Origin of the sequence: Methylobacterium sp. SyP6R, assembly GCF_019216885.1 — a bacterium.
In the GTDB taxonomy this organism is placed as follows: Bacteria; Pseudomonadota; Alphaproteobacteria; order Rhizobiales; family Beijerinckiaceae; genus Methylobacterium.
This window is the reverse complement of sequence record NZ_JAAQRC020000001.1, coordinates 3,165,386-3,190,419: the sequence shown is the minus strand read 5'-3', so window position 1 is coordinate 3,190,419 and position 25,034 is coordinate 3,165,386. Positions and strand designations below refer to the sequence as shown.

The window sequence follows — 25,034 nt, the reverse complement described above, 5'->3', positions numbered from 1 at the left end:
GTCGCGGGTCCATGGGTAACGACAAGACGAACATGATCATCGCCGTCGCGCTGTCGCTGGCGGTGCTGCTCGGCTGGAACTACTTCGTCAGCGCGCCGCAGGTCGAGCGCCAGCGTCAGGAGCAGGCCGCCAAGCAGGCGCAGGCCGCGAAGGACGGTCCGGCGGCGAGCCCCCGCGAGGGCGGTCCCGCGGCTCCGGTCCCCGGCACCCTGCCGGGCGCGCCCGGCGGCAGCCCGGCGCTCGCGGCGACCCGCGATGAGGCGCTCGCCCGCTCGCCGCGGGTGCGCATCGACACCCCGGCGCTCGCCGGCTCGATCGCTCTCAAGGGCGGCCGCATCGACGACGTGTCGCTGAAGAACTACCACGAGACCGTGGACAATTCCTCGCCGCGCATCGTGCTGCTCTCGCCCACCGGCTCGGCCAACCCGTACTACGCCGAGTTCGGCTGGGTGGGTCAGGGTGCAGCCGGGCAAGGCGCCTCGGCGCTGCCGACCGGCGACACGCTGTGGACCGCCGAGGGCGACGTGCTGACGCCGCAGAAGCCCCTGGTGCTGACCTGGGACAACGGTGCCGGCCTCACCTTCCGCCGCACCATCTCGGTCGACGACAAGTTCATGTTCACGGTCGCCGATGCGGTCGAGAACAAGGGCGGCACCGCCGTCACCCTCTACCCGTACGGCCTCGTCTCGCGCTGGGGCAAGCCGCACACCCAGGGCTACTACGTCCTGCACGAGGGCATGATCGGCGTGCTCGGCGACAAGGGCCTGCAGGAAGTCACCTACGACAAGCTCGCCAAGGACAACCCGCTCGGCGCCCCCGGCACCCGCGGCCAGTCCTGGACCGGCGTGACCGGCGGCTTCCTCGGCATCACCGACAAGTACTGGGCCGCCACCGCGATTCCCGACCAGAAGGCCCCCTATACCGGCTCGTTCACCGAGCGCGACGAGGGCGCCACCAAGGTCTACCAGGCGAGCAGCCTCGGCGACGCCAAGTCGCTCGCCCCCGGCGCCAGCATCGAGGCGCAGCAGCATCTCTTCGCCGGCGCCAAGGAGGTCGGCACCATCGACGGCTACGAGAAGTCGCTCGGCATCAAGCGCTTCGACCTCTTGATCGATTGGGGATGGTTCTACTTCATCACCAAGCCGATGTTCAAGGCGCTGGACTTCTTCTACCATCTGTTCGGCAATTTCGGCGTGTCGATCCTGGTCGTCACCTTCCTGCTGAAGCTGCTGTTCCTGCCGATCGCCAACCGCTCCTACGTCTCGATGGCCAAGATGAAGGCCGTCCAGCCGGAAATGACCGCCATCCGCGAGCGCTACGCCGACGACAAGGTGAAGCAGCAGCAGGCGATGATGGAGCTGTACAAGAAGGAGAAGATCAACCCGGTCGCCGGCTGCTGGCCGGTGCTGGTGCAAATCCCGGTCTTCTTCTCGCTCTACAAGGTGCTGTTCGTCACCATCGAGATGCGGCACGCGCCGTTCTTCGGCTGGATCCGCGACCTCGCGGCGCCGGACCCGACCTCGGTGTTCAACCTGTTCGGCCTCCTGCCCTACACTCCGCCGGACTTCCTCCACCTCGGCATCTGGCCGCTCATCATGGGCGTGACGATGTTCGTGCAGATGAAGATGAACCCCGCGCCGCCGGACCCGGTCCAGGCCCAGGTCTTCACCTTCATGCCCATCATCTTCACCTTCATGCTCGGCTCGTTCCCGGCCGGCCTGGTGATCTACTGGGCGTGGAACAACACCCTGTCGGTGATCCAGCAATACGTGATCATGCGGCGCAACGGGGTGAAGGTGGAGCTCTGGGACAACCTGCGCTCGACATTCTCACGCCCGAAGGCCGCGAAGGCCAAGGGCTGAGGGTCCAGAACCGATGCAGGACCAGTCTCAGACCGAGGCCGAGAAGGAGGCCGCCCTGCGCGAAGCAGGGCGGCTGCTCTTCGCCGGCTCCGCCGACTTCTTCTACGCCGCCGACAAGCTCGAGATCCTGCCGCCGATGCGGGGGCACGAGATCGCCTTCGCGGGCCGGTCCAACGTCGGCAAGTCGAGCCTGATCAACGCGCTGACGGGCCGCAACGCGCTCGCCCGCACCTCGCACACGCCGGGGCGCACCCAGCAGCTGAACTTCTTCGACGTGGGCGGCGGCAAGCTCGTCCTCGTCGACATGCCGGGCTACGGCTATGCCGCGGTCGAGAAGGCGAAGGTCGCGGCCTGGACCGAGCTGATCCACTCCTACCTGCGCGGCCGGGCCAACCTCGCCCGGGTCTACGTGCTGATCGACTCGCGCCACGGCATCAAGCCGAACGACGCCGAGGTGCTGGACGGGCTCGACAAGGCCGCGGTCTCCTACCAGATCGTGCTCACCAAGTCGGACGCGCTCAAGAAGCACGAGATCAAGGCCCGGCTCGACGCGACGAAGGCGGCGATCGCCCGGCGGCCGGCGGCCTATCCGGAGATCATCCTGACCTCGAGCCGCACCGATGACGGCGTCACCGACCTGCGCGCCAGCATCGCCCGTCTGCTCTCCGAGCGAGGGGAAGCGTGATGCATCCGGCCGACCGGGGGCTCCTGGCGCTTGCCGGCATTGCCGGCGCGCTCGGCGTCGGGTTGTCGGCGGCGGCGGCCCATATCGCCGGGGCGACGAGCCTCGCCACGGCCGCGCAGTTCCTGCTGTTCCACGCCCCTGCCCTGCTCGCCCTCGCGTGTCTGGCCGGCAGCGGGCGGGCCCATCCGGTCGTGGTCCGGGCGGCGGGCTTCGCCCTGTCCCTCGGCCTCGCGCTGTTCTCCGGCGACCTCGCGGTCCGGGCCTTCCTGCAGCAGCCGCTCTTCCCGATGGCGGCACCGAGCGGCGGCATGGTCCTGATCCTCGGCTGGGTCTTGGTCGCCGGCGCGGCGCTCGGACCCGCGCGGCGGTGACGTAAGCGAAGATCCGCACGCTTTTCACGCGAACGGCCAAGCTTCTCGCCTCTCTCCCCCCTGGACAGCGGCCACTTCCGGTCCACATCTGCGGCAAACACGCGGAGACCGCAGGCATGAACCCGCTCAAGACGCTGCACGCCGAACAGGACCAGGCCGTCTGGCTCGATTTCGTCGCCCGGGGCTTCGTCCAGGACGGTGGGCTCAAGCGCCTGGTCGACGAGGACGGCCTGCGCGGGGTGACCTCGAACCCGGCGATCTTCGAGAAGGCGATCGGCCACTCGGACGAGTACGACGACGCGATCAAGGCGGCCGGCGACCAGCGGGTGATCGATCTCTACGAGGGACTGGCCATCGCCGACATCCAGGCGGCGGCCGACGTGCTGCGCCCGGTCTACGAGGCGAGCGGCGGCCAGGACGGCTTCGTCAGCCTCGAAGTGTCGCCGTACCTGGCGCTGAACACCGCCGAGACGCTGGAGGAGGCGCGCCGCCTCCACAAGGCGGTGGCCCGCGACAACCTGATGGTGAAGGTGCCCGCCACCCCGGAGGGTATCCCGGCGATCCGCGACCTCACGGCGGACGGCATCAACATCAACGTCACGCTGCTCTTCGCCCAAGGCGCCTACGAGGACGTGGCGAACGCCTATATCGACGGCCTGGAAAAGTTTGCAGCGAGCGGCGGCGACATCGGCCGGGTCGCCAGCGTGGCGAGCTTCTTCATCAGCCGCATCGACGCGGCGGTCGACAAGCTCCTCGACGAGAAGATCGCGGCGGCCAACGATCCGGACGAGAAGGCGGCCCTCGAAGGCCTCAAGGGCAAGGTGGCGATCGCCAACGCCAAGCTCGCCTATCAGCGCTACAAGCGCCTGTTCGCCGGGGACCGCTGGCAAAAGCTTTCGACCAAGGGCGCCCATCCGCAGCGCCTGCTCTGGGCCTCCACCGGCGTGAAGAACAAGGCCTATTCCGACGTGCTCTACGTCGAGGAGCTGATCGGCCCCAACACCGTCAACACCATCCCGCCGGCGACGATGGACGCCTTCCGCGATCACGGAAAAGTCCGGGCGAGCCTGGAGGACGGAGTCGACGAGGCCGAGCGGGTGATGGCCCATCTCGCCAAGGCCGGCATCGATATCGACGCGGTGGCGCGCCAGCTCGTCGAGGAGGGCGTGCAGCTCTTCGTCGATGCCGCCGACAAGGTGCTGGGCGCCGTCGCCGGCAAGCGCCAGAAGTTTCTGGGGAACGGTCTCGATCGGCAGGCGCTCGCGCTCGGCAGCCTCGACGAACCGGTGAAGCAGGCAATCGAGACCTGGCGCAAGGACGGCCTGGTGCGCCGCCTGTGGCAGCGCGACGCGAGCGTTTGGAGCGGCGCCGACGAGGCGCAATGGCTCGGCTGGCTCACCATCGTGGAGGACGAGTCGAAGAAGGCCGCCGACTACGCCGCCTTCGCGGCTGAGGTGAAGCAGGAGGGCTTCACCGATGCGGTCGTGCTCGGCATGGGCGGCTCCAGCCTCGGCCCGGAGGTTCTGGCCGAGACCTTCGGCCAGCAGCCCGGCTTCCCGCGCCTGCGCATCCTCGATTCGACCGATCCGGACGAGGTCCGGGCGGTCGAGGCCGCGGTGAACCTGGAACGCACCCTGTTCATCGTCGCCTCGAAGTCGGGCTCCACCCTCGAACCCAACGTCTTCCGCGATTACTTCCTCGGCCGGATGCGCGACGTGGTCGGGCACGACAAGGCCGGCCGCCACTTCGTCGCCGTGACCGATCCGGGCTCGGCGATGGAGAAGGCGGCGAAGGACGACGGCTTCCGGCGCATCTTCTACGGCGTGAAGCAGATCGGTGGACGCTACTCCGTGCTCTCGGCCTTCGGCCTGGTGCCGGCCGCCGCCATGGGCCTCGACGTGAAGGCCTTCCTGGAGAGCGCCCGCACCATGGTGCGCTCCTGCGGCTCCGACGTGCCGCCGGACCTGAACCCGGGCGTGCAGCTCGGCCTGGTGCTGGGCAAGGCCGCGACGGAACAGGGGCGCGACAAGGTCACGCTCGTCGCATCGAAGGGCATCGACACCTTCGGCGCCTGGGCCGAGCAGCTGATCGCCGAATCGACCGGCAAGCAGGGTAAGGGCCTGATCCCGATCGAGAACGAGCCCCTGGCGGCAGCGTCCGCCTACGGGTCGGACCGGGTCTTCGTGTACTTGCGCCTCGACGAGGGCGCCGATGCCGCCCAGGATGCCGCGGTCGAGGCCCTGGAGGAGGCCGGCCACCCGGTGGTGCGGATCAGCCTCGCCTCGAAGCGGAGCCTGCCGCAGGAATTCTTCCGCTTCGAGATCGCCACGGCGGTGGCGGGCGCGGTGCTCGGCATCAACCCGTTCGACCAGCCCGACGTCGAGGCGAGCAAGATCAAGACCCGCGAGCTGTTCTCCGCCGCCGAGAAGGACGGCGCACTGCCCTCCGAGACGCCGGTGGCCGAGGACGAGACCTTCGCGCTCTACACCGATGCGGCCAATGCCGAGGCCTTGCGCAAGGCGGGTGCGGGCTCCGATCCGGTGAGCTGGATCAAGGCGCAAGCCGGGCGCATCGGAACCGGCGACTACGTCGCGCTGCTCGCCTACGTCACCCGCAATCCGGAGCACCAGGCGGCGCTTCAGGAGGCCCGGCTGGCGCTTCGCGACGCCAAGCACGTCGCGACCTGCGCCGAGTTCGGGCCGCGCTTCCTGCACTCGACCGGCCAGGCCTACAAGGGTGGGCCCGATAGCGGCGTCTTCCTCCAGATCACCTCGGAGGCGCCGGACCTCGCCATTCCCGGCCGTAGCCTGGGCTTTGCCACGGTGATCGCCGCGCAGGCGCGAGGCGATTTCGGCGTGCTGTCCGAGCGGGGGCGGCGGGCCTTGCGCGTCCACATCAAGGGCGATGTGGCCAAGGGGCTCGACCGGCTGAAGTCGGCGCTTAGTTAGGGCTAGCGCGAGGGCTCCTCTCTCGGGCCGACTAACCAACACGACGCCATTGCACCTGCTTTTCTGGGTGAGCGCTCTCCCCTCCCCCTTGTGGGGAGGGGTCAGGGGGTGGGGGTGGTGCAGAAGGCACCGCTCAGCTTTCTCTGGCACCACCCCCACCCCTAGCCCCTCCCCACAAGGGTGAGGGGAAGCGCTTCGCCTTGAAGCGGGAGTGGGTGCGGAATGCAGCGTGTGAACAGTTTGGCTTGCGGGAGAGAGGGCCACTGCTGAACGTTTGACGGGCCCCCACGCCCACGGGCCGCCGGCCCCGGCCTCGCCGGCGAGGAGTGACACGATGCAACTCGGCATGGTCGGTCTCGGTCGGATGGGCGGCAACATCGTCCGACGGCTCCTGCGCAACGGGCACACGGCCGTGGTGTTCGACCAGGATCCCAAGGCCGTCGCGGCCCTGGTGCAGGAGGGGGCAGTCGGCGCCGACAGCCTCGAGGATTTCGTCGCGAAGCTCGAATTGCCCCGCACCGCCTGGGTGATGCTGCCGGCGGGCGACCCGACCGAAGTCACGGTGATGACGATCGCCGGCCTGATGCAGCCGGACGACGTGATCATCGACGGCGGCAACTCGTTCTACAAGGACGACATCCGTCGCGCCGCCGCCCTCGACGCGAAGGGCCTGCACTACGTCGATGTCGGCACGTCGGGCGGCGTCTGGGGCCTGGAGCGCGGCTACTGCATGATGATCGGCGGCCACAAGGCAGCCGTCGACCGGCTCGACCCAATCTTCTCGACACTCGCGCCCGGCCTCGGCGAGGTGCCGCGCACCCCGGGCCGCGACGGCCGCGATTCCCGCGCCGAGCACGGCTACATCCATGCCGGGCCGAGCGGCGCCGGCCACTTCGTCAAGATGATCCACAACGGCATCGAGTACGGCCTGATGCAGGCCTATGCCGAGGGCTTCGACATCCTCAAGCACGCCAACTCGACGGAGCTGCCGGAGGCGCAGCGCTTCGACCTCAACATCGGCGACATCGCCGAGGTCTGGCGCCGGGGCAGCGTGGTCTCGTCCTGGCTCCTCGACCTCACCGCTACAGCGCTCGCCGGCGACGAGAACCTCGACGCCTTCTCGGGCCACGTCGCCGATTCGGGCGAGGGCCGCTGGACGCTGAACGCCGCGATCGAGGAGGCCATCCCGGCCCACGTCCTGTCGGCCGCGCTCTACGCCCGCTTCCGCTCGCGCCAGGAGGCGACCTACGCCGACAAGCTGCTCTCGGCGATGCGCAAGGGCTTCGGCGGCCACCAGGAGCCGAAATGACCTCCGCCATGGCCGAGGGGGCCGCGCCCCCGCCCGCCTGCACCCTGGTGATCTTCGGGGCGACCGGCGACCTCACCCACCGGCTGCTGATGCCGGCACTCTACAATCTCGGCCGCTGGGGCCTCTTGCCGCAGGACTTTTCCGTGATCGGCGTCAGCCGGTCGGAGATGTCCTCGGAGGAGTTCCGCTCCGAGCTGAGCGAGACCGTGCGCGGCTTCCTCACCGCAAAGGGCGGTGAGGCCGGCGGCGGCGGATTCGACGAAGGCGTGTGGAGCGACCTCGTCGGGCGGGTCCATTACCGCTCGGGCGACCTGTCGGAGGCGGCCTCGTTCGAGGAGCTGAAGCGGGCCATCGCCGAGGTGTCGGGCAAGCAGGATGGTGGCAACGTCCTGTTCTACCTCGCGGTCGCCGCCGGCCTGTTCGGGTCGACCATCGCCAAGCTCGGCGAGGCCGGGCTGACCGAACAGGGTGAGGATCGCTGGCGCCGGGTCATCATCGAGAAGCCGTTCGGCCACGACCTTCCATCCGCGGAAAAGCTCGATGCCGACATCCTGAAGGTCCTGTCCGAGGACCAGGTCTTTCGCATCGACCACTTCCTCGGCAAGGAGACGGTGCAGAACATCATGGCGTTCCGGTTCGGCAACGGCCTGTTCGAGCCGTTGTGGAACCGCGACCACATCGATCACGTCCAGATCACCGTCGCGGAAACGGTGGGCGTCGAGGGACGGGGGAAGTTCTACGAGGCCACCGGCGCCTTGCGCGACATGGTGCCCAATCACCTGTTCCAGCTCTACACGCTGGTCGCCATGGAGCCGCCGATCTCGTTCGAGGCCGAGGCCGTGCGCGACAAGAAAGAGGAGGTGCTGCTCGCCACCCCCTCGGCCAAAGTCGAGGATGCGGTGCGGGGCCGCTACGTTGCGGGCGAGGTCCAGGGCAAGGCCGTCAAGGATTACCGCGAGGAGCCGGACGTCGCCCACGACTCCGACACCGAGACCTTCGTGGCCCTCAAGCTCGGCATCGACAACTGGCGCTGGGCCGGGGTGCCGTTCTACCTACGCACCGGCAAGGCGATGACCCGGCGCGACACCGAGATCGCCATCCGCTTCAAGCAGGCGCCGCTGTCGCTGTTCAAGGGCACCAACGTTCGCGAGGACGTGCCGAACTGGCTGGTGCTGCAATTGCAGCCCGACGAGGGCATCTCGCTGCAATTCGGTGCCAAGATTCCGGGCCCGGCGGTGCGGCTCGGCAGCGTCGACATGAGGTTCTGCTACAAGGACTACTTCAAGACCGAGCCGAGCACCGGCTACGAGACGCTGATCTACGACGCGATGATCGGCGACCCGACGCTGTTCCAGCGCGCCGACATGATCGAGGCCGGCTGGCGCATCGTCCAGCCGATCCTCGATGCCGCGGCCTCGGGCACGCTCGCCACCCTGCCCTACGAGGCCGGCACCGCCGGGCCGAAGGAGGCGGACGAACTCCTGACCCGCGACGGCCGGGCCTGGCGCTCGCTGGAGCACCAGTCATGACCGGGCATCACGAGGTGCTGCCCGATCCCGACGCGGTCGCCCGGGCGGCGGCCGAGCGGCTGGTCGCGGTGGCGGGGGCCAAGCCGGACCGGATCGGGATCTGCCTGTCGGGCGGCTCGACCCCGAAGCTTCTCTACCGGCTGCTCGCCGGGCCGGAGTTTCGCGACCGCCTCCCGTGGGAGCGCCTGCACTGGTTCTTCGGCGACGAGCGCGTCGGTGACGGGCCGGAGGCCGGCAGCAACCGGCGGCTGACGGAAGACGCCTTCGGCGACCTCGTCCCCGACGGCCACCTGCACCCGATCCCGACCGACCGGACCCCGCAGGCCTGCGCCGCCGCTTACGCGGCGGAGTTGCGGGCCTGGTACGGCGCCGATCGGCTCGACCCCGCCCGGCCCCTGTTCGACCTCGTCCTCCTCGGGCTCGGCGAGGACGGCCACACCGCCTCGCTGTTTCCGGGCAAGCCCGAGGCGCGGGAGGCGGCGGCCTGGGTGGTGGCGGTACCGGAGGCGGGTCTTAGCCCCTTCGTGCCGCGGGTGAGCCTGACCCTTTCGGCGCTCGGCGCCACGCCGCTGATCCTGTTCCTGGTCACCGGCGCGGGCAAGCGGGCACCCCTGTCCCGCCTCGCCTCCGGTGAGGACCTGCCGTCGGGACACGCAAAGGCCTGGGGCGAGACCGTGTGGCTGCTCGATCGGGACGCGGCGGTCTGACGGGCGCAGGCGCCGGCATCCACGACACAACGCAGGCGCGAGCATGCTGCCATTGGGTCATGTCGGCGCCGCGCCCCGTCCGGTGGGGTTTCGGCATGCCCACGCGAGATGCAGGTACGGGCATTTTCGTCCGTGAAATCAGACCTCGGCCCGCATCGTGAGGCGCGGGCATTCCAACGTCTGATACCAACGGTCGTTGGAAACGATCTTTGGTTCCGTTCTCGAATTTTTGCCGAGCCTCTGGCTTGAAATCGAAAATTCGAGTTGTATCAATGGCCCGATGCGTCAGCATCCTGGGCCATTGGTATGACAGCTATGTATTGGTGATGACAGGGCGCGCCCTTTATTTCACGGTTTCTGCATGAGCGCCCAATTGCAACCTTTGATTGATACAATTTGCTCCATAACAGTAACCTGAACGCAAAAGCGTCAACAATGAATCGATCTTAACGACTCATCGCCAAGGTGGACGGACGCAGATCTGCGTAACCGACCCACCGGCAGCTCCCAAGGGCTGTCCTTGCGAGCAGGCCCGATGCGCGCGCTCAACAATCTCAAGATCGTCCCCAAACTGACCGTCGCGTTCGGCAGCCTGGTGGCCGTCACCCTGACGGTCAACGCCCTGAATTACTGGAGCTTTCAGTCGATCAAGGAGCGCAACCACTGGACTGGGCATACGCAGGCCGTGCTCCATGCCGTCGACGATATAGTGTCCGGGATGCTCAATCAGGAGACAGGCCTGCGCGGCTATCTGGTCTCGGCCGATCAGCACTTCCTCGCCCCCTACAGCGAGGGGCAGCAGGCCTACCGGACCGCCTTTGCCGAGGCCAAGCGTCTGACCGCCGACAACCCCGCGCAGCAGGTGCGCCTCGACGCGCTCGACCGGGAGGCGCGACGCTGGATGCAGGACGTCGCCGAGCGGGAAATCGCCCTGATGGGCGATGCGGGCACCCGCGACCAGGCCCGCGCCATCGAAGCGAAGGGAGCCGGCAAGGCGGCCATGGATGCCCTGCGCGCGAAGGCGGCGGAGATCCGCAAGGTCGAGGACGACCTGATGACCGTGCGCGAGCGGGCGCAGGAGCGCACCTTCGGCCTCGCCGACCTGATGAACCTCCTCGGCGTCGCCGCGAGCCTGCTGATCGCCGCCGTGATGGCCCTGATGGTCTCGCGCACCCTGGCGATGCCGCTGCGGGCGATGGCCGCGCTGATGCAGCGGCTGGCGCAAGGCGACAAGTCGATCGTGGTCGCGGGTGTGGAGCGCGGCGACGAGGTCGGCGCCATGGCGCGGGCCGTCGAGGTGTTTCGCCGGAACGCCATCGAGGCGGACAGGCTGGCCGCCGCCCAGGCCGCCGAGGACGAGGCCCGGATGCGCCGCGCCCGCCTCGTCGACGACCTGGCGCGGGCGTTCGAGCAGACGGTGTCGGGCCTTACCGCCGGCCTTGCCGGCGCCGCCACCGAGATGGAGGCGACGGCACGCTCCATGACCGACGTGGCCGAGGAGACGACCCGCCAGACCGTGACGGTGGCGGGCGCCGCGTCGCAGACCTCCGCGAACGTCCAGACGGTCGCGGCGGCCAGCGAGGAGATGACCGCCTCGATCCAGGAGATCGTCCAGCAGGTCAACCAATCGTCCCGCATCGCCGCCCGCGCGGTGGAGGATGCCGCGCGCACCAACGCGACGGTGCAGCGCCTCGCCGGGACGGCGGAGCGGATCAACGACTTCGTCGCCACCGTGTCGAGCATCGCCAGCCAGACCAACCTGCTCGCGCTCAACGCCACCATCGAGGCGGCGCGGGCCGGTGCGGCGGGGCGCGGCTTCGCCGTCGTCGCCGCGGAAGTGAAGGAACTCGCCGGCCAGACCGGCAAGGCCACCGACGAGATCGGCGCCCGGATCGGCGAGATCCAGGAGGCGACCCGCGCGACGGTGGGCGACATCCGCCAGATCGCCAAGGTGATCGAGGACATGTCGACCTACGCCGCCAGCATCGCGGCGGCGATGGAGGAGCAGGGCAGCGCCGTGCAGGAGATCACCCGTAACGTGCAGCAGGCGGCCCGCGGCACCGAGCAGGTCACCGGCAACATCGCCGGCGTGCGCGACGGCGCCGGTCAGACCAGCCAGGCGGCCTCCCAGGTCCTGGGCGCCGCGCAGGAGCTGTCACGTCAATCGGAGATGCTGCGGCACGAGGTGACGAGCTTCCTCGGGCGGGTCAAGGCGGCCTGAACCTTGGCGGCGGCCAGAAAGAAGGGCCCGATCGCGCTGCGGTCGGGCCCCTTTTCGTGCGTCACCCAATCCCGGGGCGGTCGCCCGGAGGCGAGGGTCAGACGAAGTGCTTCGAGAGCTTCAGCCCCTGCGCCTGGTAGTTCGAGCCGGCGGCACTGCCGTAGAGGGCGGCCGGGCGCTGGGCCATGCGTTCGTAGACGAGGCGGCCGACGATCTGGCCGTCCTCCAGCATGAACGGCACGTCGCGGGAGCGCACCTCCAGCACCGCGCGGGCGCCGGTGCCGCCGGCCTCGGCATGGCCGAAGCCGGGATCGAAGAAGCCGGCGTAATGGACCCGGAACTCGCCCACCAGGGGATCGAACGGCACCATCTCGGCGGCGAAGTCCGGCGGTACCTGCACCGCCTCCTTCGAGGCCAGGATGTAGAACTGGCCCGGATCGAGGATGAGCGTGCCGGATCCGTCGGCCCGCAGGGGCTCCCAGAACTCGCCCGCCGGATAGGACCGGGGCCGGTCGACGTCGACGAGGCCGGTATGGCGCTTGGCGCGGTAGCCGATCAGCCCGTCGAAGCCCGAGAGATCGACCGAGACCGCGACGCCGCCCTGGAACGAGGGGTCGGACGAATCGACCAGCGGCGTCGCCGCGTGCAGGCGGGCGAGCGCCGCATCGTCGAGCCGCACCGCGCCGCGGCGGAAGCGCAGCTGCGACAGGCGCGAGCCGGTGCGCACCAGCACCGGGAAGGTGCGCGGCGAGATCTCGGCGAAGAGCGGCCCGGCATAGCCGGCCTCGACCATGTCGAATTCCCGCGCCTGGTCGGTGATGACCCGGGTGAACACGTCGATGCGCCCGGTCGAGCTTTTGGGGTTGGCGCTCGCGGCGAGGTCCGGCGGCAGGGCCAGGCCCTCCTGGAGCTCGGCGATGTAGACGCAGCCGGTCTCCAGCACCGCGCCCTGGCGCAGGTCGATCTCGTGCAGCTTGAGCTTGTCGAGGCAGGCGGCGACGTCGCGGGTGCGCCCTGGCAGGAAGCTCGCCCGCACCCGCCAGGCCCGGTTGCCCAAGCGCAGGTCGAGGCTCGCCGGCTGGACCTGATCGTCCGCAAAGGGGCTGGCCGGCCGGATCACCCCGGCGGCGGCCAGCGCCACGATGCTCTCCGCCGATTGAATCCCGTCCTCGAGCTTCACCATGACCTGTCCATCCTCAAGCGGCCACTGTCGTAGGCCAGGGTTGCGACGAGGTGAAGAGGATCACGCCTCGTCGCGCATCCCCCGCATCACCGCGAGTGCGAGGCTCGCCCGGGCGATCGCCCCCATGGCGGTGAGGCCGGCGAGCGCGCTCGCGATCAGCGGCAGCCGATCCGGCCACAGGATCAGGGCGGCAAGGCCCGCACCTGCGACGATGTCGGCCCCCCGCCCGCCGGCAAGGATCAGCGAGTGCGGGTCCAGGCCGGGCATCGCCGTCCCGGTCCGGGCCGCCGCGACGGCCGTCAGCCGCGCCACGGCGATCTCGACGAGGAGCGCCGCGCTGAGTGCCGCCGCCGGACCGCCGGGCGCCCGCCACGCCAGCGCGAGGGCAAGCGCGAGGCGGATCCGGGCTCCCTCCTCCCCCGCCATCCCCCGCCGCGCCGCGAGCAGGGTCAGCCCGCACCAGAGGGCGAGCAGGGCGAGCGCCGTGGCATCGGCCCGGAGCGCCAGCGCCGCGGCGGCGGCAAGGCCCGCGACGGTCGTGGACGAGCGAAGAAACCTCATGGCGGGAACGGGCGCGCCTCGTGCAGGATTACCGACCGTGATCGCCGGTGATTGACGATCCGGAAGGCCGGACGTACCACGACCCCCGCCGGCCGTCGCGCTTGCCTGCGGGGCCGCCAGCGGAGGTTCCCTGATGTACAAGGCAGAGACCCGCGGCATCAGCGTGTCCGTGCAGCCGCGCTTCGTCGAGGAGGAATCCTCGCCCGACAGCGGACGCTACTTCTTCGCCTACACGGTGGAGATCACCAACAACGGCAGCGAGCAGGTGCAGCTGCGCTCCCGCCACTGGCGCATCGTCGACGGTCGCGGCGAGATGCAGGAGGTGCGCGGCGCCGGCGTGGTCGGCAAGCAGCCGGTGCTCGGGCCCGGCGAATCGTTCAGCTATACCAGCGGCTGCCCCCTCACGACGCCGGACGGCACGATGGAGGGCACCTACACCATGGCGACCGCCGACGGCCGCAGCTTCGAGGCGGCGATCCCCGCCTTCTCGCTCGATTCGCCGCATGTGCGCCGGGTGATGCACTAACAGGAGCCTGTGCTCCGGCGTCTGGGGGACGTTGCGCCGGGGCGGCTGTCGAGGGGCGTGAGCTTGCGCTAAGACCGGGGCTTCGAATCCCGTTGCGCGAGACAGCCTGCCCCGATGACCAAGACCGGCCCCCGCCTGACCCCGCTCGAACTGCTCGCCCGGCTGATCTCCTTCGATACCGAGAGCCAGAGGTCGAACCTGCCGCTGATCGCGTGGGTGGGCGAGTACCTCGACGCCTGGGGCGTGCCCTACATCGTCGCCCCCAACGAGACCGGCGACAAGGCGGCGCTCTTCGCCACGATCGGGCCGATGCGGGACGGCGGCGTGGTGCTGTCGGGCCATACCGACGTGGTGCCGGTGGCCGGCCAGAACTGGACCAGCGATCCCTATACCTTGCGCATCGCCGACGGCCGGGCCTATGGCCGCGGTGCCGTCGACATGAAGGGCTTCGACGCGCTCTGCCTCGCCCTGGTGCCGGAGATGCTGGCGGCCGACCTCAAGACGCCGATCCACATCCTGCTCTCCTACGACGAGGAGCTGACCTGCCTCGGCGTCGTCGACGTGATCGCGCGCTTCGGCAAGGACCTGCCGCGGCCGGGCGCGGTGATCGTCGGCGAGCCGACCGACCTCGACGTGGCCGACGCCCACAAGAGCATCTACACCTACCGCACCACCGTCCACGGCCACGAGGCGCATTCCTCGAAGCCGGCGCTGGGCGCCAACGCCGTGATGGCGGCGGCGGAGCTGGTGGCGGGGCTCAACCGCATCGCCGACCAGATGGCGGCGCGGGGCGACGCCAGCGGTCGGTTCGATCCGGCCTACACGACCGTGCATGTCGGGGTGATCGGTGGCGGCACCGCCCGCAACATCCTGCCCAAGGCCTGCGAGTTCCAGTGGGAATTCCGCGGCCTGCCGGACCTTCCCCGCGACGAGATCCCGGCCCTGTTCTCCGCGGAAGTCGAGCGGGTGACCCGCGAGCGGCTCAACCGCTTCGGCGATTACGGCCGCGTCGAGACCGAGGAGGATGCGGCGGTACCGGGGCTCGCACCCGAGCCCGGTTCCCCGGCCGAGCGCCTCGCCCTGCGGCTCGCCGGCCGCAACCACACGATCACGGTGCCCTACGCCACCGAGGCCGGCCGCTTCCAGCTCGCCGGCCTGCCGACCGTCGTCTGCGGCCCCGGCTCGATCGACCAGGCTCACCAGCCGGACGAATACATCACGCTGGCGGCTTTGGAGGCGGGAGAGGATTTCCTGCGCCAGCTGGTGCGGGATTGTGCGGCGGGGTGGAGCCCGGTGTGAGACGTCACAGCAAGCTTCCGCAAGGAGTGCATGTTGTAAAAATTAATCGCGGGCTCTCCTCACCCGTGACAATTGTCGCATTCAGACAACTCGATCTGACCATCCTCTCTCTTTGCAAGTAACGCTCCTCCCCTCCCCCCGGCGATCCCGGGCTTGCCCGGTATCGCTGCAAGTTGCGGGAGGGGCTAGGGGTGGGGGTGGTGCCGGATAGAGCGAGGCGGTGCCGTCTGCACCACCCCCACCCCTAGCCCCTCCCCACAAGGGGGAGGGAGACGCGCTCTACTTCCACACGTCGGCGAGTTTGCAGTTCCACCTCACGGCCGCCGCGCCAGCGCCAACCCGACGCCCGCCCCCATCAGCAGACCACCGGTCAGCCGGTTGCGCCACCGCCCACGCGCCAGCACGACCCGCGCCCGCCCCGCCAGCGCCGCCCAGACCGCATCGCCGCCGATCGCCAGGACCAGGAAGGTCACGGCGAGCAGCGCCAGCTGCCCGAGGGGCGCCGCATCCGGGCTGACGAACTGGGGCAGGAACGCGCCGAAGAACAGCAGCGTCTTCGGGTTGGTGAGCGCCACGAGGAAGCCGCGGAGCGCGATGACCCGGACGGCCCGGGGTTCCGGCGCGGTCTGCGCGAGGTCGGTCGCCGGGGCACGCCAGGCGCGGACGGCCAGCCAGGCGAGATAGGCGACGCCGATCCAGCGCAGCACCTCGAACCACGCCGCCATCAGGCTCAGCATCGCCGAGAGGCCGGCGACCGTGAGCACGAGCTGGATCGTCAGGGCCACGCTGGTCCCCGCCACCGTGACGAGGCCGTAGCGGGTGCCATGGGCCACGCTGTTGGCGACGATGAGGGCGACGTTCGGGCCCGGGATCAGGATCAGGACGAGCGTCGCGGCGACGAAGCCGAGATAGAGGTCGGGGGGCATGGCGGGGCGATCCGGCTTTGAACCGGAATACAGCGTGCCATGCACGCTGCCACCCCGCCAGACTCGCGGTTACTGCTGCACCGGCTGGGTCGTGGTGGTGCCGGTCGAGGCGGGAACGTCGGATTTCGACGTGTCGGTTGCCTGCGCGCCGGACTTCGGAGCATCCGCCTTGGCGGGCTGCTGGCCGAGATAGACGTATTCCGGCGCGGCGCGGAGCTGGTCCTTGTCGGTGTTGATCACCGCCTTCAGGGTCTTGTCGTCGACCCGGGTGACCTGCAACGCCTCCTTCGCCACCGAGACGTACTTGGTACCGAGGCCGAGGAAGCCACCGACACCGACGACGTAGGACTTCACCGCCAGATCCGGCCCGAGCACGATGTCGGCGATCGAGCCGATAGTCTCGTTGGCGCCGTTCTGGATGTTCTGGCCGATCAGCTTCGTGGCGACGAGGTCGCTCGGCTCCTGGGCGACGAAGGTCGGCCGCAGGTCGTTGTTCAGGGTGGCGGGAGTGCCGGGCACGGGCTTCGGACCGCCGACATCCTGCGCCAGGCCGGCGCTGGCGCCGGCGACGAGGAGGAACGCGGCGGCGAGGAGGGGGCGGGACATCGACGGCTCCGGCATCAGACGCCCGACACGCTCGGGCGCAATATGAGTCCGTTGCGGTGCGAAAAGTTCCCGTAAGCCCCCTCTTTCGCTGCGTCAGGCCTGCGGGCTTCCCGCGATCTCGGCCTCGACCTCGGCCGGGTCGAGGTCGTAGTGCCGCGAGCAGAACTCGCAGGTGATGCCGATCCGGCCGTCATCCCCGACGATCTCGCGGCGCTCCTCGGCCGAGAAGTTGCGCACCATGCCCATCACCCGCTCGCGCGAGCAGCGGCAGGCCTCGTGCACCCCTAGCGCCTCGAACACCCGCACGCCGCGCTCGTGGAAGAGGCGGTAGAGCAGGCGCTCGCTCGACACCGTCGGGTCGACGAGTTCGTGGTCCTCGATCGTCGCCACCAGCGACTTGGCCTCGACCCAGGCATCGTCCTCCTGTGGTCGGCTCTCGTCGAGGAGCGCATGCCCCTCCGGCAGGTCGCCGGGCGGCAGGTCGGCCAGCCGCGCGCGCTCGGGCGAGTGCGGCAGGAACTGCATCAGGAGGCCGCCGGCCCTCCAGGCCTGTCCCGCGCCCTCGACCTGCTCGGCGACGGCGAGGCGGACCCGGGTCGGGATCTGCTCCGACTGGCGGAAATACTGGTGCGCCGCCTCCTCGAAGCCCTGGCCCTCCAGCGCGACCACGCCCTGGTAGCGGCTCTGGACCGAACCCTGGTCGATGGTCATGGCGAGGTGACCGCGTCCGAGGAGCTGCGCAGTGCCGGCGCGGGGACCGGCCTCGGCGACGCGGCCGGCATCGAAGCGGGCGGTGGCGCGGACCCGGTCGGGCGCCTCGAAATCCACCACCACCATGTCGACCGGGCCGTCGGACTTGGTCTGGAGCTGGAACCGGCCCTGGAACTTGAGCGAGGAGCCGAGCAGGACCGTCAGCGCCGCGGCCTCGCCGAGGAGCCGCGCCACGGTGTCCGGATAGCCGTGACGCCGCAGGATGGTGTCGACGGAAGGGCCGAGGCGCACGACGCGGCCGCGCACGTCGAGGGGCTCGACCGCGAAGGGAAGGATCGCGTCGTCGCGGCCCTCGGAATTCTGAGAGGGAATGGTCTCGGACATGCTCTCACCGTCGCCGGCAAGGCTGAAGGCCGGCTCTCGCGCACGATTTTGAAGGTCTCCCGGCGAGGGGCCTCCCGCGCGAACCCGCGCCGCATGTCCGCGCAGCGAGCGGGCAGGCGGAGCGATGAGGCGGGAGACGCCGCGGCGAGAGACCGGCTTATCCCGATATATGGTGGTCTGACCGATGTTTTCGAAGGGGTTACCGGGGGATGAAGCCGGCGCCTGTTCGCCGGTCCCCACGGTGTTCACCCACGCCACGTCATCCCGGGTTCTCGGCTTTGCCGAGCCCCGGGATGACGTGGAGGATGATCGAAGCGTGGGGGCGGAACCACCAGCCCGTCGGTCATACCCTCACGGCACGGCGCCGAGGCACCAGGCCAGGATTCCCTTCTGGGCGTGCAGGCGGTTCTCGGCCTCGTCGAACACCACCGATTGCGGCCCGTCGATCACCTCGGCGGTGACCTCCTCGCCGCGATGGGCCGGCAGGCAGTGCATGAACACCGCATCCTTGGCGGCGGCCGCCATCAGCCGGCCGTTGACCTGGTAGGGCATCAGCAGGTTGTGGCGGTGCGCCTCGTCCTCGTCGCCCATCGAGACCCAGCAATCGGTCACGACCGCGTCGGCCCCCGCCACCGCCTCGAACGGATCGGTGGTGACGTTGAGCACCGCGCCCTCGGCCTTGGCGCGGGCGATCAGGCTCTCCGAGACCGGCATCTCGGGCGGGCAGGCGACGTTGAGCGTGAAGTCGAACCGCGCCGCGGCGTGAGCCCAGGAGGCCAGCACGTTGTTCGAATCGCCCGACCAGGCGACGGTGCGGCCCTTGATCGGCCCGCGATGCTCCTCGAAGGTCAGCACGTCGGCCATGATCTGGCACGGGTGCGAATCCTTCGTCAGGCCGTTGATGACCGGGATGGTGGCGTATTCGGCCAGTTCCAGCATCATGCCGTGATCGAGGATGCGGATCATGATCGCGTCGATGTAGCGCGACAGGACCCGGGCGGTGTCGGCGACGGTCTCGCCGCGGCCGAGCTGCATCTCCCGGCCGGTGAGCATCAGGGTCTCGCCGCCCAGTTCCCGCATCGCCACGTCGAAGGAGACGCGGGTGCGGGTCGAGGGTTTGTCGAACACCATGCCGAGGAACTTGCCGGCGAGCGGACGCTCGGCCGGGGGCTCGCCCCGGCGGCGGCGGCTTTTCAGGTCGGCGCAGGCATCGAGGACCGTGCGCAGCTCGGCGCCGCTGAAATCGGTCAGGTCGAGGAAATGCCGGGGGGCCGGCGCGATCTTCACGGGCGCATTCATCACTCGGCGGCCCTCCGGCCCCTCGTCTCCATGGCGGCGCAGGCCGCCTCCAGCTTGTCGAGCGCCGCGTTCACCTCGGCCTCGCCGATGATCAGCGGCGGCAGCAGGCGCACGACGTTGTCGCCGGCCGGGATCACCAGCAGGTGCTCGTCCCGGGCGGTGGCGGCGAATTCGGTGTTCGGCACCACGAGGCGCAGGCCGGTCATCAGGCCCTCGCCGCGGATCTCGTCGACCACGTCCGGGTGGCGGTCCTTGAGGGCGGCGAGCCGCTGCTTCAGCAGAAGGCCGGTCTGGCGCACGTGGTCGAGGAAGCCGGGGGCCAGCACGATGTCGAGCACGGCATTGCCCACCGCCATGGCGAGCGGGTTGCCGCCGAAGGTGGTGCCGTGGCTGCCGACCACCATGCCGCGGGCCGCCTCGCGGGTGGCGAGGCAGGCGCCCATCGGGAAGCCGCCGCCGATCCCCTTGGCCGAGGACAGGATGTCCGGCGTCACGCCCGACCATTCATGGGCGAAGAGCTTGCCGGTCCGGCCGATCCCGGTCTGGACCTCGTCCATGATGAGCAGGAGGCCGTGCTCGTCGCAGAGCGAGCGCAGGGTGCGCAGCCACTCGTGCGAGACCACCCGCAGGCCGCCCTCGCCCTGGATCGGCTCGATCATCAGGGCGGCGGTCTCCGGCGTGATGGCGGCCTTCAACGCCTCCAGGTCGCCGAAAGGCACCTGGTCGAACCCGTCGACCTTCGGGCCGAAGCCGTCGATGTATTTCTGCTGGCCGCCGGCCGCGATGGTGGCGAGCGTCCGGCCGTGGAAGGCGCCCTCGAAGGTGACGATCCGGTAGCGCTCGGGATGGCCGCCGGCGGCGTGGTACTTGCGCGCCATCTTGATGCAGGCCTCGTTGGCCTCGGCACCGGAATTGGCGAAGAACACCACGTCGGCGAAGCTCGCCTCGGTCAGCCGCTGGGCCAGCCGCTCGGCGTCGGGCACCTCGAACAGGTTCGAGACGTGCCAGACCTTCTGGGCCTGCTCGGTCAGGGCGGCGACGAGGTGCGGATGGCCGTGGCCGACCGAGTTGACCGCGATGCCGGCGCCGAAATCGAGGTATCGCGAGCCGTCTCGGGCGATGAGCCAAGCGCCCTCACCGCGCTCGAAGGACACCTTGGCCCGGGCGTAGGTCGGCAGCAGCGAGGAGGTCACGATCTCGTCTCCGTCGCGGTCGAGTGAGTCGGTCGACCGGAAAACAAAGCGCCGCCTCGAAGGGCGGCGCGCGCGGATACTATGGAACGAGCGCGCCCTGTCAACGCCGTCGATGAAGATGACGCCGAGATGACACGGACACATCGCCCCGCCCGGGGTTGCGGCCGGACTTCCTTCGGGGCACAGACCCTCGGGCGGCCGGTCTCGGCCGCGCCGCGGCAGTCACGCCGCGGGGACGACGAACCGGCCATGACGCGGCGAGCTGGCGGGCCTGGTGGGAGATTGGACCGATGAGCGCGACCCTCGACCGCCTGAAGGAGCTCGGCTTCACCCTGCCGCCGGCCGCGGCCCCCGTGGCGAACTATGTCGGCTTCCAGCGCAGCGGCAACCTGGTGATCATCTCGGGCCAGCTGCCCTTCGGCGCCGACGGCCAGATCGACCCGGCCCACAAGGGCAAGGTCGGCGGCGCGGTCTCGCCGGAACTGGCTGCCGAGGCGGCGCGGCACTGCGCCCTCAACGTCCTGGCGCAGCTGCGCGCGGCGGCCGGCAACCTCGACGACGCGGTGGTGGCCTGCCTGCGGCTCGGCGGCTTCATCAACGCGGCACCGGGCTTCTCGGCCATCGCGGGCGTGATGAACGGCGCCTCCGACCTGATGGTGCAGGTGATGGGCGAGCGCGGCCGCCACGCCCGCTCGACGATCGGCGTCGCGGAACTTCCGCTCGACGCCGTGGTCGAGGTCGAGGGCATGTTCGAGATCCGCTGATACAATGACAGACCGCCTCGCCCCCGACTGGCTGACCGCCCGTCCGATCGCCCATCGCGGCCTGCACGACCGCGGCGCCGGCATCCCCGAGAACACGATCGCCGCCGCCGAGGCCGCGATCGGTGGCGGCTACGCGATCGAGTGCGACGTCCAGCTCAGCCGGGACGGCGAGGCGATGGTGTTCCACGATGCCGGCCTCGGCCGGCTCACCGGGGCCGATGGCCTCGTGCGCGAGCGCGACGCCGCCGATCTCAAGCGATTGACGGTGCTCGGCAGCGCCGAGCGCGTCCCGACCCTGTCGGAATTCTTGGGAAAAATCGCCGGCCGGACGCCGCTGGTGATCGAGGTGAAGACCCGGCACGACGGCGACTTGGACCTGGCCCGCCGCACCGCGGACATCGTCGCCGCCTATGACGGGCCGGTGGCGCTGAAATCGTTCGATCCCGTCATCGTCGGGGCGCTTGCCGATCTCGCGCCGGGAGTCCCGCGCGGCATCGTCGCGGAGAGCCACCACGACGACCCGGCCTATGCCGCCCTCACCGAGGCGCAACGGCACGGGCTGGCGAACCTGCTGCATGTGTCCGAGAGCCGTCCGGACTTCCTGTCCTGGCGCGTCGACGACCTGCCGAACGCCGCGACCCATCTCTGCCGCCTGCTCGGGCGCATGCCGGTGATGACCTGGACCGTCAGGACCGAGGCGCAGGTGCAGCTGGCGCGGGCGCATGCCGACCAGATGGTGTTCGAGGGGTTTCGGGCCTGATCTCGCAATTTCGGGAGAGGCCCGATCTTCGGACGTTCCGGAAAACTGAGGTTCCTATCCTCCAACCTCATCCTGAGGTGTTGGCGATCGCAGATCGCACCCGATTGGAAATCGGCTGACCTCGAAGGAGGGCTCCAGGAATCGCCGAGGCTTCTGGATCCCTCCTTCGAGGCTCCCTCCGGTCGCGCCTCAGGATGAGGTGAGGGGTCGGGATATTCCGCTATTCCCGCCGGATCGAAAGATGGCGCCGATCGAGCGCCCTTTCACGGACGGGCCGGTACCTGGAACCACGCGAATCGCGGCAGCACGCCCGCGAGCGCCGAGACGTGCGGCCCATCGCCAGAGGCCTCCGCGACGCACTCGGCCTCGTCGCGGTCGAGGCCGATTTGCAGCACATCGCCGATGACCGCGATCGCCCCGGAGCGCAGGTCGTAGACCGTCCAGCCGGCCCGGTCGCGGCGGATGGCGTAGCGGGTGACGTCGGAGACGATCTCGGACATGGCGTGAGTCCTGGCTTGCCGGCAATCTGGTACGCCCGCCGGACCGCGCTCGCCGTGCCGACCCGCACACGGCACGCTCAGGGTCGAACCCCGATCATGTCGCCGTGCACCGACCCCTCCCGGCACGGCGGTCTCAGTCGGCGCCTTCGTCGGGAATGTTCAGCGTGGTGCCGCAGGCCTTGCAATGCACGGCGTCGGGCTCGTGCCGCTGCAAGCCGCAGGTCGGGCACGGGAAACGCACCTTGTAGGGCCGGAACACCACCTGGGCGAGGCGGAAGAACAAGGTCACGCCGCAGATCATCACGAACACCGAGATCAGCCGTCCGGAGGTGCCCGGCAGGGTGATGTCGCCGTAGCCGGTGGTCGTCAGCGACGTGACCGTGAAGTACAGGGCATCGACCGGACTGCCGATCGCCGGATTGGTGCGATGCTGCGTGACGTAGACCACGCCGGTCATCACGAACACGAACACGACGAGGTTGGTCGCCGCGAGGATCGCCTCCTCGTTGCGCCGGAAGACCCGGCTGTCGTGGCGCAGGCGCTCGAGCAGCTGGTAGGTGCGCGACAGGCGCAGCGTACGCAGGATGCGCAGGAAGCCGACGCCCTCCGCGAACATCGGCGCCAGGAACGAGGCGATGGCGACCACGTCCGTCCAGGTGCTCAGGCGCAGGAACTCGCGGGCCGGCGCCCGGCTGATCGTCAGGCGGCCGAGGAAATCCGCCAGCACCCCGAGCCCGAGCAATCCGTCGAGGGCGAGGATCCAGGGAGAGAGAGAGGCAGGAACGAGGTCGCGATCACGAAGGCGATCGTCGCGACGTCGAAGGCGAGCAGGGCGTACCGGAAGCGATGCGCCTGGTCGGTGTCACCCTCGTAGAGGGCCTGCAATCGGGCTTTCAGGGAAGACATGCGGTCCGGTCGGGCGAGGCGGGCATGCCCCATAGAGCATTTTCCGACGAAGCGGATGCGGGTTCGGCGCGGTGGGTGCGGCACAACCAAAGGCCCGGAGAGCGTCACGATTGCAACGCGATCGTGGAGCCCTCTCGCGCACCCGGACCGGGCGTGCGCCATTGCACGCGCCGTCGATCGATGGGATAGGGGCGCCAAGGTGTGCGGCCTCGTGACGGGGCTTGCAGGATCTCTACCGCTGGTCGGGCCGCCAGCGGCGGAGACCCGTGCCCATGCCTCATCCGACCAGCCACCGTCGCCTCCGGCCATCAGTCGCCAGCCGCCGCGCCCCGACGACCGTCCGCGCCGCCGACGTCGTCCTGGCGGTCGCACTCGTCGCCATCCTCGGTGTGCTCTGCCTTCTGCTGGTCGGCGGCCTGATCGGCACCCGCGACGATGGGGCCACGGCCCCGACCTCGGCGCAGCCATCGTGACAGGTCCACCCCGGCTCGGCCGCCCTCGCGAAGACAGTGTCTCCGACAATCGGCGGATTCCGCCGCCCCCTCCCCTGCGGACCCGCAAGGTGAACGACATGAACATCCAGGCCCCGATGCCCATTCGCCGGCCGCTCTCGGCCTTGCGCTCCATGCTGCACAACGAAGCCAGCGGCGGCCTGGTGCTGATGGCGAGCGCGGCGCTCGCGCTGGTCGTCGCCAATTCCGCCTATGCGGATACCTATTTCGCGGCCCTGAAAGCCTATCTCGGCCCGTTGAGCCTGCTGCACTGGATCAACGACGCCCTGATGGCGGTGTTCTTCCTGCTGGTCGGCCTCGAGATCAAGCGCGAGGTTCTGGACGGGCGGCTGCGCACCTGGCCCGACCGCATCCTGCCCGGCGTCGCGGCGCTCGGCGGCATGCTGATGCCGGCGCTGGTCTACACCGCGATCAACTGGCATTCGCCGGAGACCCTGCGCGGCTGGGCGATTCCGGCCGCCACCGACATCGCCTTCGCGCTCGGGGTGCTGGCGCTGCTCGGCTCGCGCGTGCCGGTCTCGCTCAAGGTCTTCCTGACCGCGCTCGCGATCATCGACGACCTCGGCGCGGTCGTCATCATCGCGGCGTTCTACACCGCCGACTTGTCGCTGCCGATGCTCGGAGGCGCAGGCCTGACGCTCGCCGCGCTCTACGGGATGAACAAGGCCGGTGTCGCGCGGCTGTGGCCCTACCTGCTGCTCGGCGTGGTGCTGTGGGTGTTCGTGCTCAAATCCGGCATCCACGCGACGATCGCCGGCGTGCTGCTCGCGCTGACGATCCCCTTGCGCCTCAGCGTCGGCAAGCCGGACGACCCGACCTCGCCGCTGCACATCCTCGAACACGCGATCCATCCGTGGTCGGCGTTCCTGATCCTGCCGATCTTCGGCTTCGCCAATGCGGGCGTGTCCCTGGCCGGGTTCAAGCCGGCGATGCTGCTCGATCCCGTCACCCTCGGCGTGGCTTTGGGCCTGTTCCTCGGCAAGCAGCTCGGGGTGTTCGGATTCGTGCTGGGCGTGGTCAGGCTCGGCTGGGCGCAGCGGCCGGCCCGCGCCACCTGGCTCCAGATCTACGGCGTGGCGCTGCTGTGCGGGGTCGGGTTCACCATGAGTCTGTTCATCGGCCTCCTGGCCTTCGCCAGCAGCCCGGAACTGGAGGCCGAGACCAAGATCGGCGTGCTGGCCGGCTCGCTGCTCTGCATGGCCGCCGGAGCCCTGGTGCTGCGGCTGGCCCCGCCTGCGCCCGCACCGGCACAGTCGCGGACGTCCTGAGCGT

The 25,034-nt window shown here is 69.8% G+C and carries 22 protein-coding genes and 1 pseudogene; 14 read left to right on the top strand and 9 right to left on the bottom strand.

What is annotated here, in order from left to right:
• The first annotated feature begins 11 nt into the window (after positions 1-11).
• The 8 genes from yidC (at position 12) to HBB12_RS14725 (ending at position 11,632) form a co-directional block, all read left to right on the top strand.
• Positions 12-1,862, top strand: coding sequence for a membrane protein insertase YidC (gene yidC, locus HBB12_RS14760; RefSeq protein ID WP_236990045.1), 1,851 nt, complete (start codon positions 12-14; stop codon positions 1,860-1,862).
• 13 nt (positions 1,863-1,875) lie between these two features.
• A complete protein-coding gene (gene yihA, locus HBB12_RS14755; RefSeq protein WP_236990044.1) occupies positions 1,876-2,547 on the top strand; it encodes a ribosome biogenesis GTP-binding protein YihA/YsxC in 672 nt (223 codons plus the stop codon).
• Complete coding sequence (locus HBB12_RS14750) at positions 2,547-2,918, top strand: DUF423 domain-containing protein (RefSeq protein WP_236990043.1); 372 nt, start codon at positions 2,547-2,549, stop codon at positions 2,916-2,918. The genes yihA and HBB12_RS14750 overlap by 1 nt, the downstream gene beginning before the upstream one ends.
• A 116-nt stretch (positions 2,919-3,034) precedes the next feature.
• Complete coding sequence (locus HBB12_RS14745; protein ID WP_236990042.1) at positions 3,035-5,866, top strand: bifunctional transaldolase/phosoglucose isomerase; 2,832 nt, start codon at positions 3,035-3,037, stop codon at positions 5,864-5,866.
• Between the two features lie 334 nt (positions 5,867-6,200).
• A complete protein-coding gene (gnd, locus tag HBB12_RS14740) occupies positions 6,201-7,175 on the top strand; it encodes a phosphogluconate dehydrogenase (NAD(+)-dependent, decarboxylating) (RefSeq protein WP_236990041.1) in 975 nt (324 codons plus the stop codon).
• Positions 7,172-8,704 (top strand): glucose-6-phosphate dehydrogenase, encoded by a 1,533-nt coding sequence (zwf, locus tag HBB12_RS14735; protein ID WP_236990040.1) that lies wholly within the window; start codon positions 7,172-7,174, stop codon positions 8,702-8,704. Before gnd ends, zwf begins: the two co-directional genes overlap by 4 nt.
• Positions 8,701-9,411, top strand: coding sequence for a 6-phosphogluconolactonase (pgl, locus tag HBB12_RS14730; RefSeq protein WP_236990039.1), 711 nt, complete (start codon positions 8,701-8,703; stop codon positions 9,409-9,411). Before zwf ends, pgl begins: the two co-directional genes overlap by 4 nt.
• A gap of 535 nt (positions 9,412-9,946) precedes the next feature.
• Positions 9,947-11,632 carry a methyl-accepting chemotaxis protein gene (locus HBB12_RS14725; RefSeq protein WP_236990038.1) on the top strand — a complete coding sequence of 562 codons (1,686 nt, stop codon included), beginning with the start codon at positions 9,947-9,949 and terminating at the stop codon, positions 11,630-11,632.
• A gap of 97 nt (positions 11,633-11,729) precedes the next feature.
• Here HBB12_RS14725 and HBB12_RS14720 read toward each other — a convergent pair whose 3' ends face one another.
• The gene (locus HBB12_RS14720) at positions 11,730-12,815 is read right to left on the bottom strand and encodes a 2'-deoxycytidine 5'-triphosphate deaminase (RefSeq protein WP_236990037.1); all 1,086 of its coding nucleotides are present in this window, start codon (positions 12,813-12,815) and stop codon (positions 11,730-11,732) included.
• A gap of 60 nt (positions 12,816-12,875) precedes the next feature.
• Positions 12,876-13,376 (bottom strand): hypothetical protein, encoded by a 501-nt coding sequence (locus tag HBB12_RS14715; protein WP_236990036.1) that lies wholly within the window; start codon positions 13,374-13,376, stop codon positions 12,876-12,878.
• 133 nt (positions 13,377-13,509) lie between these two features.
• On the opposite strand from HBB12_RS14715, the gene apaG reads away from it, so the two are divergent.
• On the top strand, positions 13,510-13,902 hold the full coding sequence (apaG, locus tag HBB12_RS14710; RefSeq protein ID WP_236990035.1) for a Co2+/Mg2+ efflux facilitator ApaG/CorD: 393 nt from the start codon (positions 13,510-13,512) through the stop codon (positions 13,900-13,902).
• Between the two features lie 114 nt (positions 13,903-14,016).
• Entirely contained in the window at positions 14,017-15,201 is a 1,185-nt protein-coding gene (gene argE / locus HBB12_RS14705) for an acetylornithine deacetylase (protein WP_236990034.1), read from the top strand.
• A gap of 314 nt (positions 15,202-15,515) precedes the next feature.
• Here argE and HBB12_RS14700 read toward each other — a convergent pair whose 3' ends face one another.
• The 5 genes from HBB12_RS14700 to HBB12_RS14680 form a co-directional block, all read right to left on the bottom strand.
• Positions 15,516-16,127 carry a LysE family translocator gene (locus HBB12_RS14700; protein ID WP_236990033.1) on the bottom strand — a complete coding sequence of 204 codons (612 nt, stop codon included), beginning with the start codon at positions 16,125-16,127 and terminating at the stop codon, positions 15,516-15,518.
• Between the two features lie 69 nt (positions 16,128-16,196).
• Positions 16,197-16,733, bottom strand: coding sequence for a PRC-barrel domain-containing protein (locus HBB12_RS14695; protein ID WP_236990032.1), 537 nt, complete (start codon positions 16,731-16,733; stop codon positions 16,197-16,199).
• Between the two features lie 93 nt (positions 16,734-16,826).
• Positions 16,827-17,828, bottom strand: a complete 1,002-nt coding sequence (locus tag HBB12_RS14690) for an Hsp33 family molecular chaperone (protein ID WP_236990031.1) — start codon at positions 17,826-17,828, stop codon at positions 16,827-16,829.
• A 351-nt stretch (positions 17,829-18,179) separates the two neighbouring features.
• Positions 18,180-19,127 (bottom strand): ornithine carbamoyltransferase, encoded by a 948-nt coding sequence (gene argF, locus HBB12_RS14685; protein ID WP_236990030.1) that lies wholly within the window; start codon positions 19,125-19,127, stop codon positions 18,180-18,182.
• On the bottom strand, positions 19,127-20,320 hold the full coding sequence (locus HBB12_RS14680) for an aspartate aminotransferase family protein (protein WP_236990029.1): 1,194 nt from the start codon (positions 20,318-20,320) through the stop codon (positions 19,127-19,129). The genes argF and HBB12_RS14680 overlap by 1 nt, the downstream gene beginning before the upstream one ends.
• A 290-nt stretch (positions 20,321-20,610) precedes the next feature.
• On the opposite strand from HBB12_RS14680, the gene HBB12_RS14675 reads away from it, so the two are divergent.
• Both HBB12_RS14675 and HBB12_RS14670 read left to right on the top strand, forming a co-directional pair.
• Positions 20,611-21,084, top strand: coding sequence for a RidA family protein (locus tag HBB12_RS14675; RefSeq protein WP_236990028.1), 474 nt, complete (start codon positions 20,611-20,613; stop codon positions 21,082-21,084).
• 4 nt (positions 21,085-21,088) lie between these two features.
• The gene (locus HBB12_RS14670; protein WP_236990027.1) at positions 21,089-21,844 is read left to right on the top strand and encodes a glycerophosphodiester phosphodiesterase family protein; all 756 of its coding nucleotides are present in this window, start codon (positions 21,089-21,091) and stop codon (positions 21,842-21,844) included.
• Between the two features lie 263 nt (positions 21,845-22,107).
• On the opposite strand, the gene HBB12_RS14665 is transcribed toward HBB12_RS14670, so the two are convergent.
• Both HBB12_RS14665 and HBB12_RS14660 read right to left on the bottom strand, forming a co-directional pair.
• Complete coding sequence (locus HBB12_RS14665) at positions 22,108-22,344, bottom strand: hypothetical protein (RefSeq protein ID WP_236990026.1); 237 nt, start codon at positions 22,342-22,344, stop codon at positions 22,108-22,110.
• Positions 22,345-22,477: 133 nt separating this feature from the next.
• A pseudogene (locus HBB12_RS14660) lies at positions 22,478-23,250 on the bottom strand (ion channel).
• 272 nt (positions 23,251-23,522) lie between these two features.
• Here HBB12_RS14660 and HBB12_RS14655 point away from each other — a divergent pair.
• Both HBB12_RS14655 and nhaA read left to right on the top strand, forming a co-directional pair.
• On the top strand, positions 23,523-23,723 hold the full coding sequence (locus HBB12_RS14655; protein ID WP_236990025.1) for a hypothetical protein: 201 nt from the start codon (positions 23,523-23,525) through the stop codon (positions 23,721-23,723).
• A 98-nt stretch (positions 23,724-23,821) separates the two neighbouring features.
• Positions 23,822-25,030, top strand: a complete 1,209-nt coding sequence (gene nhaA, locus HBB12_RS14650; RefSeq protein WP_236990024.1) for a Na+/H+ antiporter NhaA — start codon at positions 23,822-23,824, stop codon at positions 25,028-25,030.
• The last annotated feature ends 4 nt before the right edge of the window (positions 25,031-25,034 follow it).

What these genes read in the sequence shown, in the direction of transcription:
- yidC (WP_236990045.1), top strand. Translation starts at nt 12, where the DNA reads ATGGGTAACGACAAGACGAACATGATCATCGCCGTCGCGCTGTCGCTG.
- yihA (WP_236990044.1), top strand. Translation starts at nt 1,876, where the DNA reads ATGCAGGACCAGTCTCAGACCGAGGCCGAGAAGGAGGCCGCCCTGCGC.
- HBB12_RS14750 (WP_236990043.1), top strand. Translation starts at nt 2,547, where the DNA reads ATGCATCCGGCCGACCGGGGGCTCCTGGCGCTTGCCGGCATTGCCGGC.
- HBB12_RS14745 (WP_236990042.1), top strand. Translation starts at nt 3,035, where the DNA reads ATGAACCCGCTCAAGACGCTGCACGCCGAACAGGACCAGGCCGTCTGG.
- gnd (WP_236990041.1), top strand. Translation starts at nt 6,201, where the DNA reads ATGCAACTCGGCATGGTCGGTCTCGGTCGGATGGGCGGCAACATCGTC.
- zwf (WP_236990040.1), top strand. Translation starts at nt 7,172, where the DNA reads ATGACCTCCGCCATGGCCGAGGGGGCCGCGCCCCCGCCCGCCTGCACC.
- pgl (WP_236990039.1), top strand. Translation starts at nt 8,701, where the DNA reads ATGACCGGGCATCACGAGGTGCTGCCCGATCCCGACGCGGTCGCCCGG.
- HBB12_RS14725 (WP_236990038.1), top strand. Translation starts at nt 9,947, where the DNA reads ATGCGCGCGCTCAACAATCTCAAGATCGTCCCCAAACTGACCGTCGCG.
- HBB12_RS14720 (WP_236990037.1), bottom strand. Translation starts at nt 12,815, where the DNA reads ATGGTGAAGCTCGAGGACGGGATTCAATCGGCGGAGAGCATCGTGGCG.
- HBB12_RS14715 (WP_236990036.1), bottom strand. Translation starts at nt 13,376, where the DNA reads ATGAGGTTTCTTCGCTCGTCCACGACCGTCGCGGGCCTTGCCGCCGCC.
- apaG (WP_236990035.1), top strand. Translation starts at nt 13,510, where the DNA reads ATGTACAAGGCAGAGACCCGCGGCATCAGCGTGTCCGTGCAGCCGCGC.
- argE (WP_236990034.1), top strand. Translation starts at nt 14,017, where the DNA reads ATGACCAAGACCGGCCCCCGCCTGACCCCGCTCGAACTGCTCGCCCGG.
- HBB12_RS14700 (WP_236990033.1), bottom strand. Translation starts at nt 16,127, where the DNA reads ATGCCCCCCGACCTCTATCTCGGCTTCGTCGCCGCGACGCTCGTCCTG.
- HBB12_RS14695 (WP_236990032.1), bottom strand. Translation starts at nt 16,733, where the DNA reads ATGTCCCGCCCCCTCCTCGCCGCCGCGTTCCTCCTCGTCGCCGGCGCC.
- HBB12_RS14690 (WP_236990031.1), bottom strand. Translation starts at nt 17,828, where the DNA reads ATGTCCGAGACCATTCCCTCTCAGAATTCCGAGGGCCGCGACGACGCG.
- argF (WP_236990030.1), bottom strand. Translation starts at nt 19,127, where the DNA reads ATGAATGCGCCCGTGAAGATCGCGCCGGCCCCCCGGCATTTCCTCGAC.
- HBB12_RS14675 (WP_236990028.1), top strand. Translation starts at nt 20,611, where the DNA reads ATGAGCGCGACCCTCGACCGCCTGAAGGAGCTCGGCTTCACCCTGCCG.
- HBB12_RS14670 (WP_236990027.1), top strand. Translation starts at nt 21,089, where the DNA reads ATGACAGACCGCCTCGCCCCCGACTGGCTGACCGCCCGTCCGATCGCC.
- HBB12_RS14665 (WP_236990026.1), bottom strand. Translation starts at nt 22,344, where the DNA reads ATGTCCGAGATCGTCTCCGACGTCACCCGCTACGCCATCCGCCGCGAC.
- HBB12_RS14655 (WP_236990025.1), top strand. Translation starts at nt 23,523, where the DNA reads ATGCCTCATCCGACCAGCCACCGTCGCCTCCGGCCATCAGTCGCCAGC.
- nhaA (WP_236990024.1), top strand. Translation starts at nt 23,822, where the DNA reads ATGAACATCCAGGCCCCGATGCCCATTCGCCGGCCGCTCTCGGCCTTG.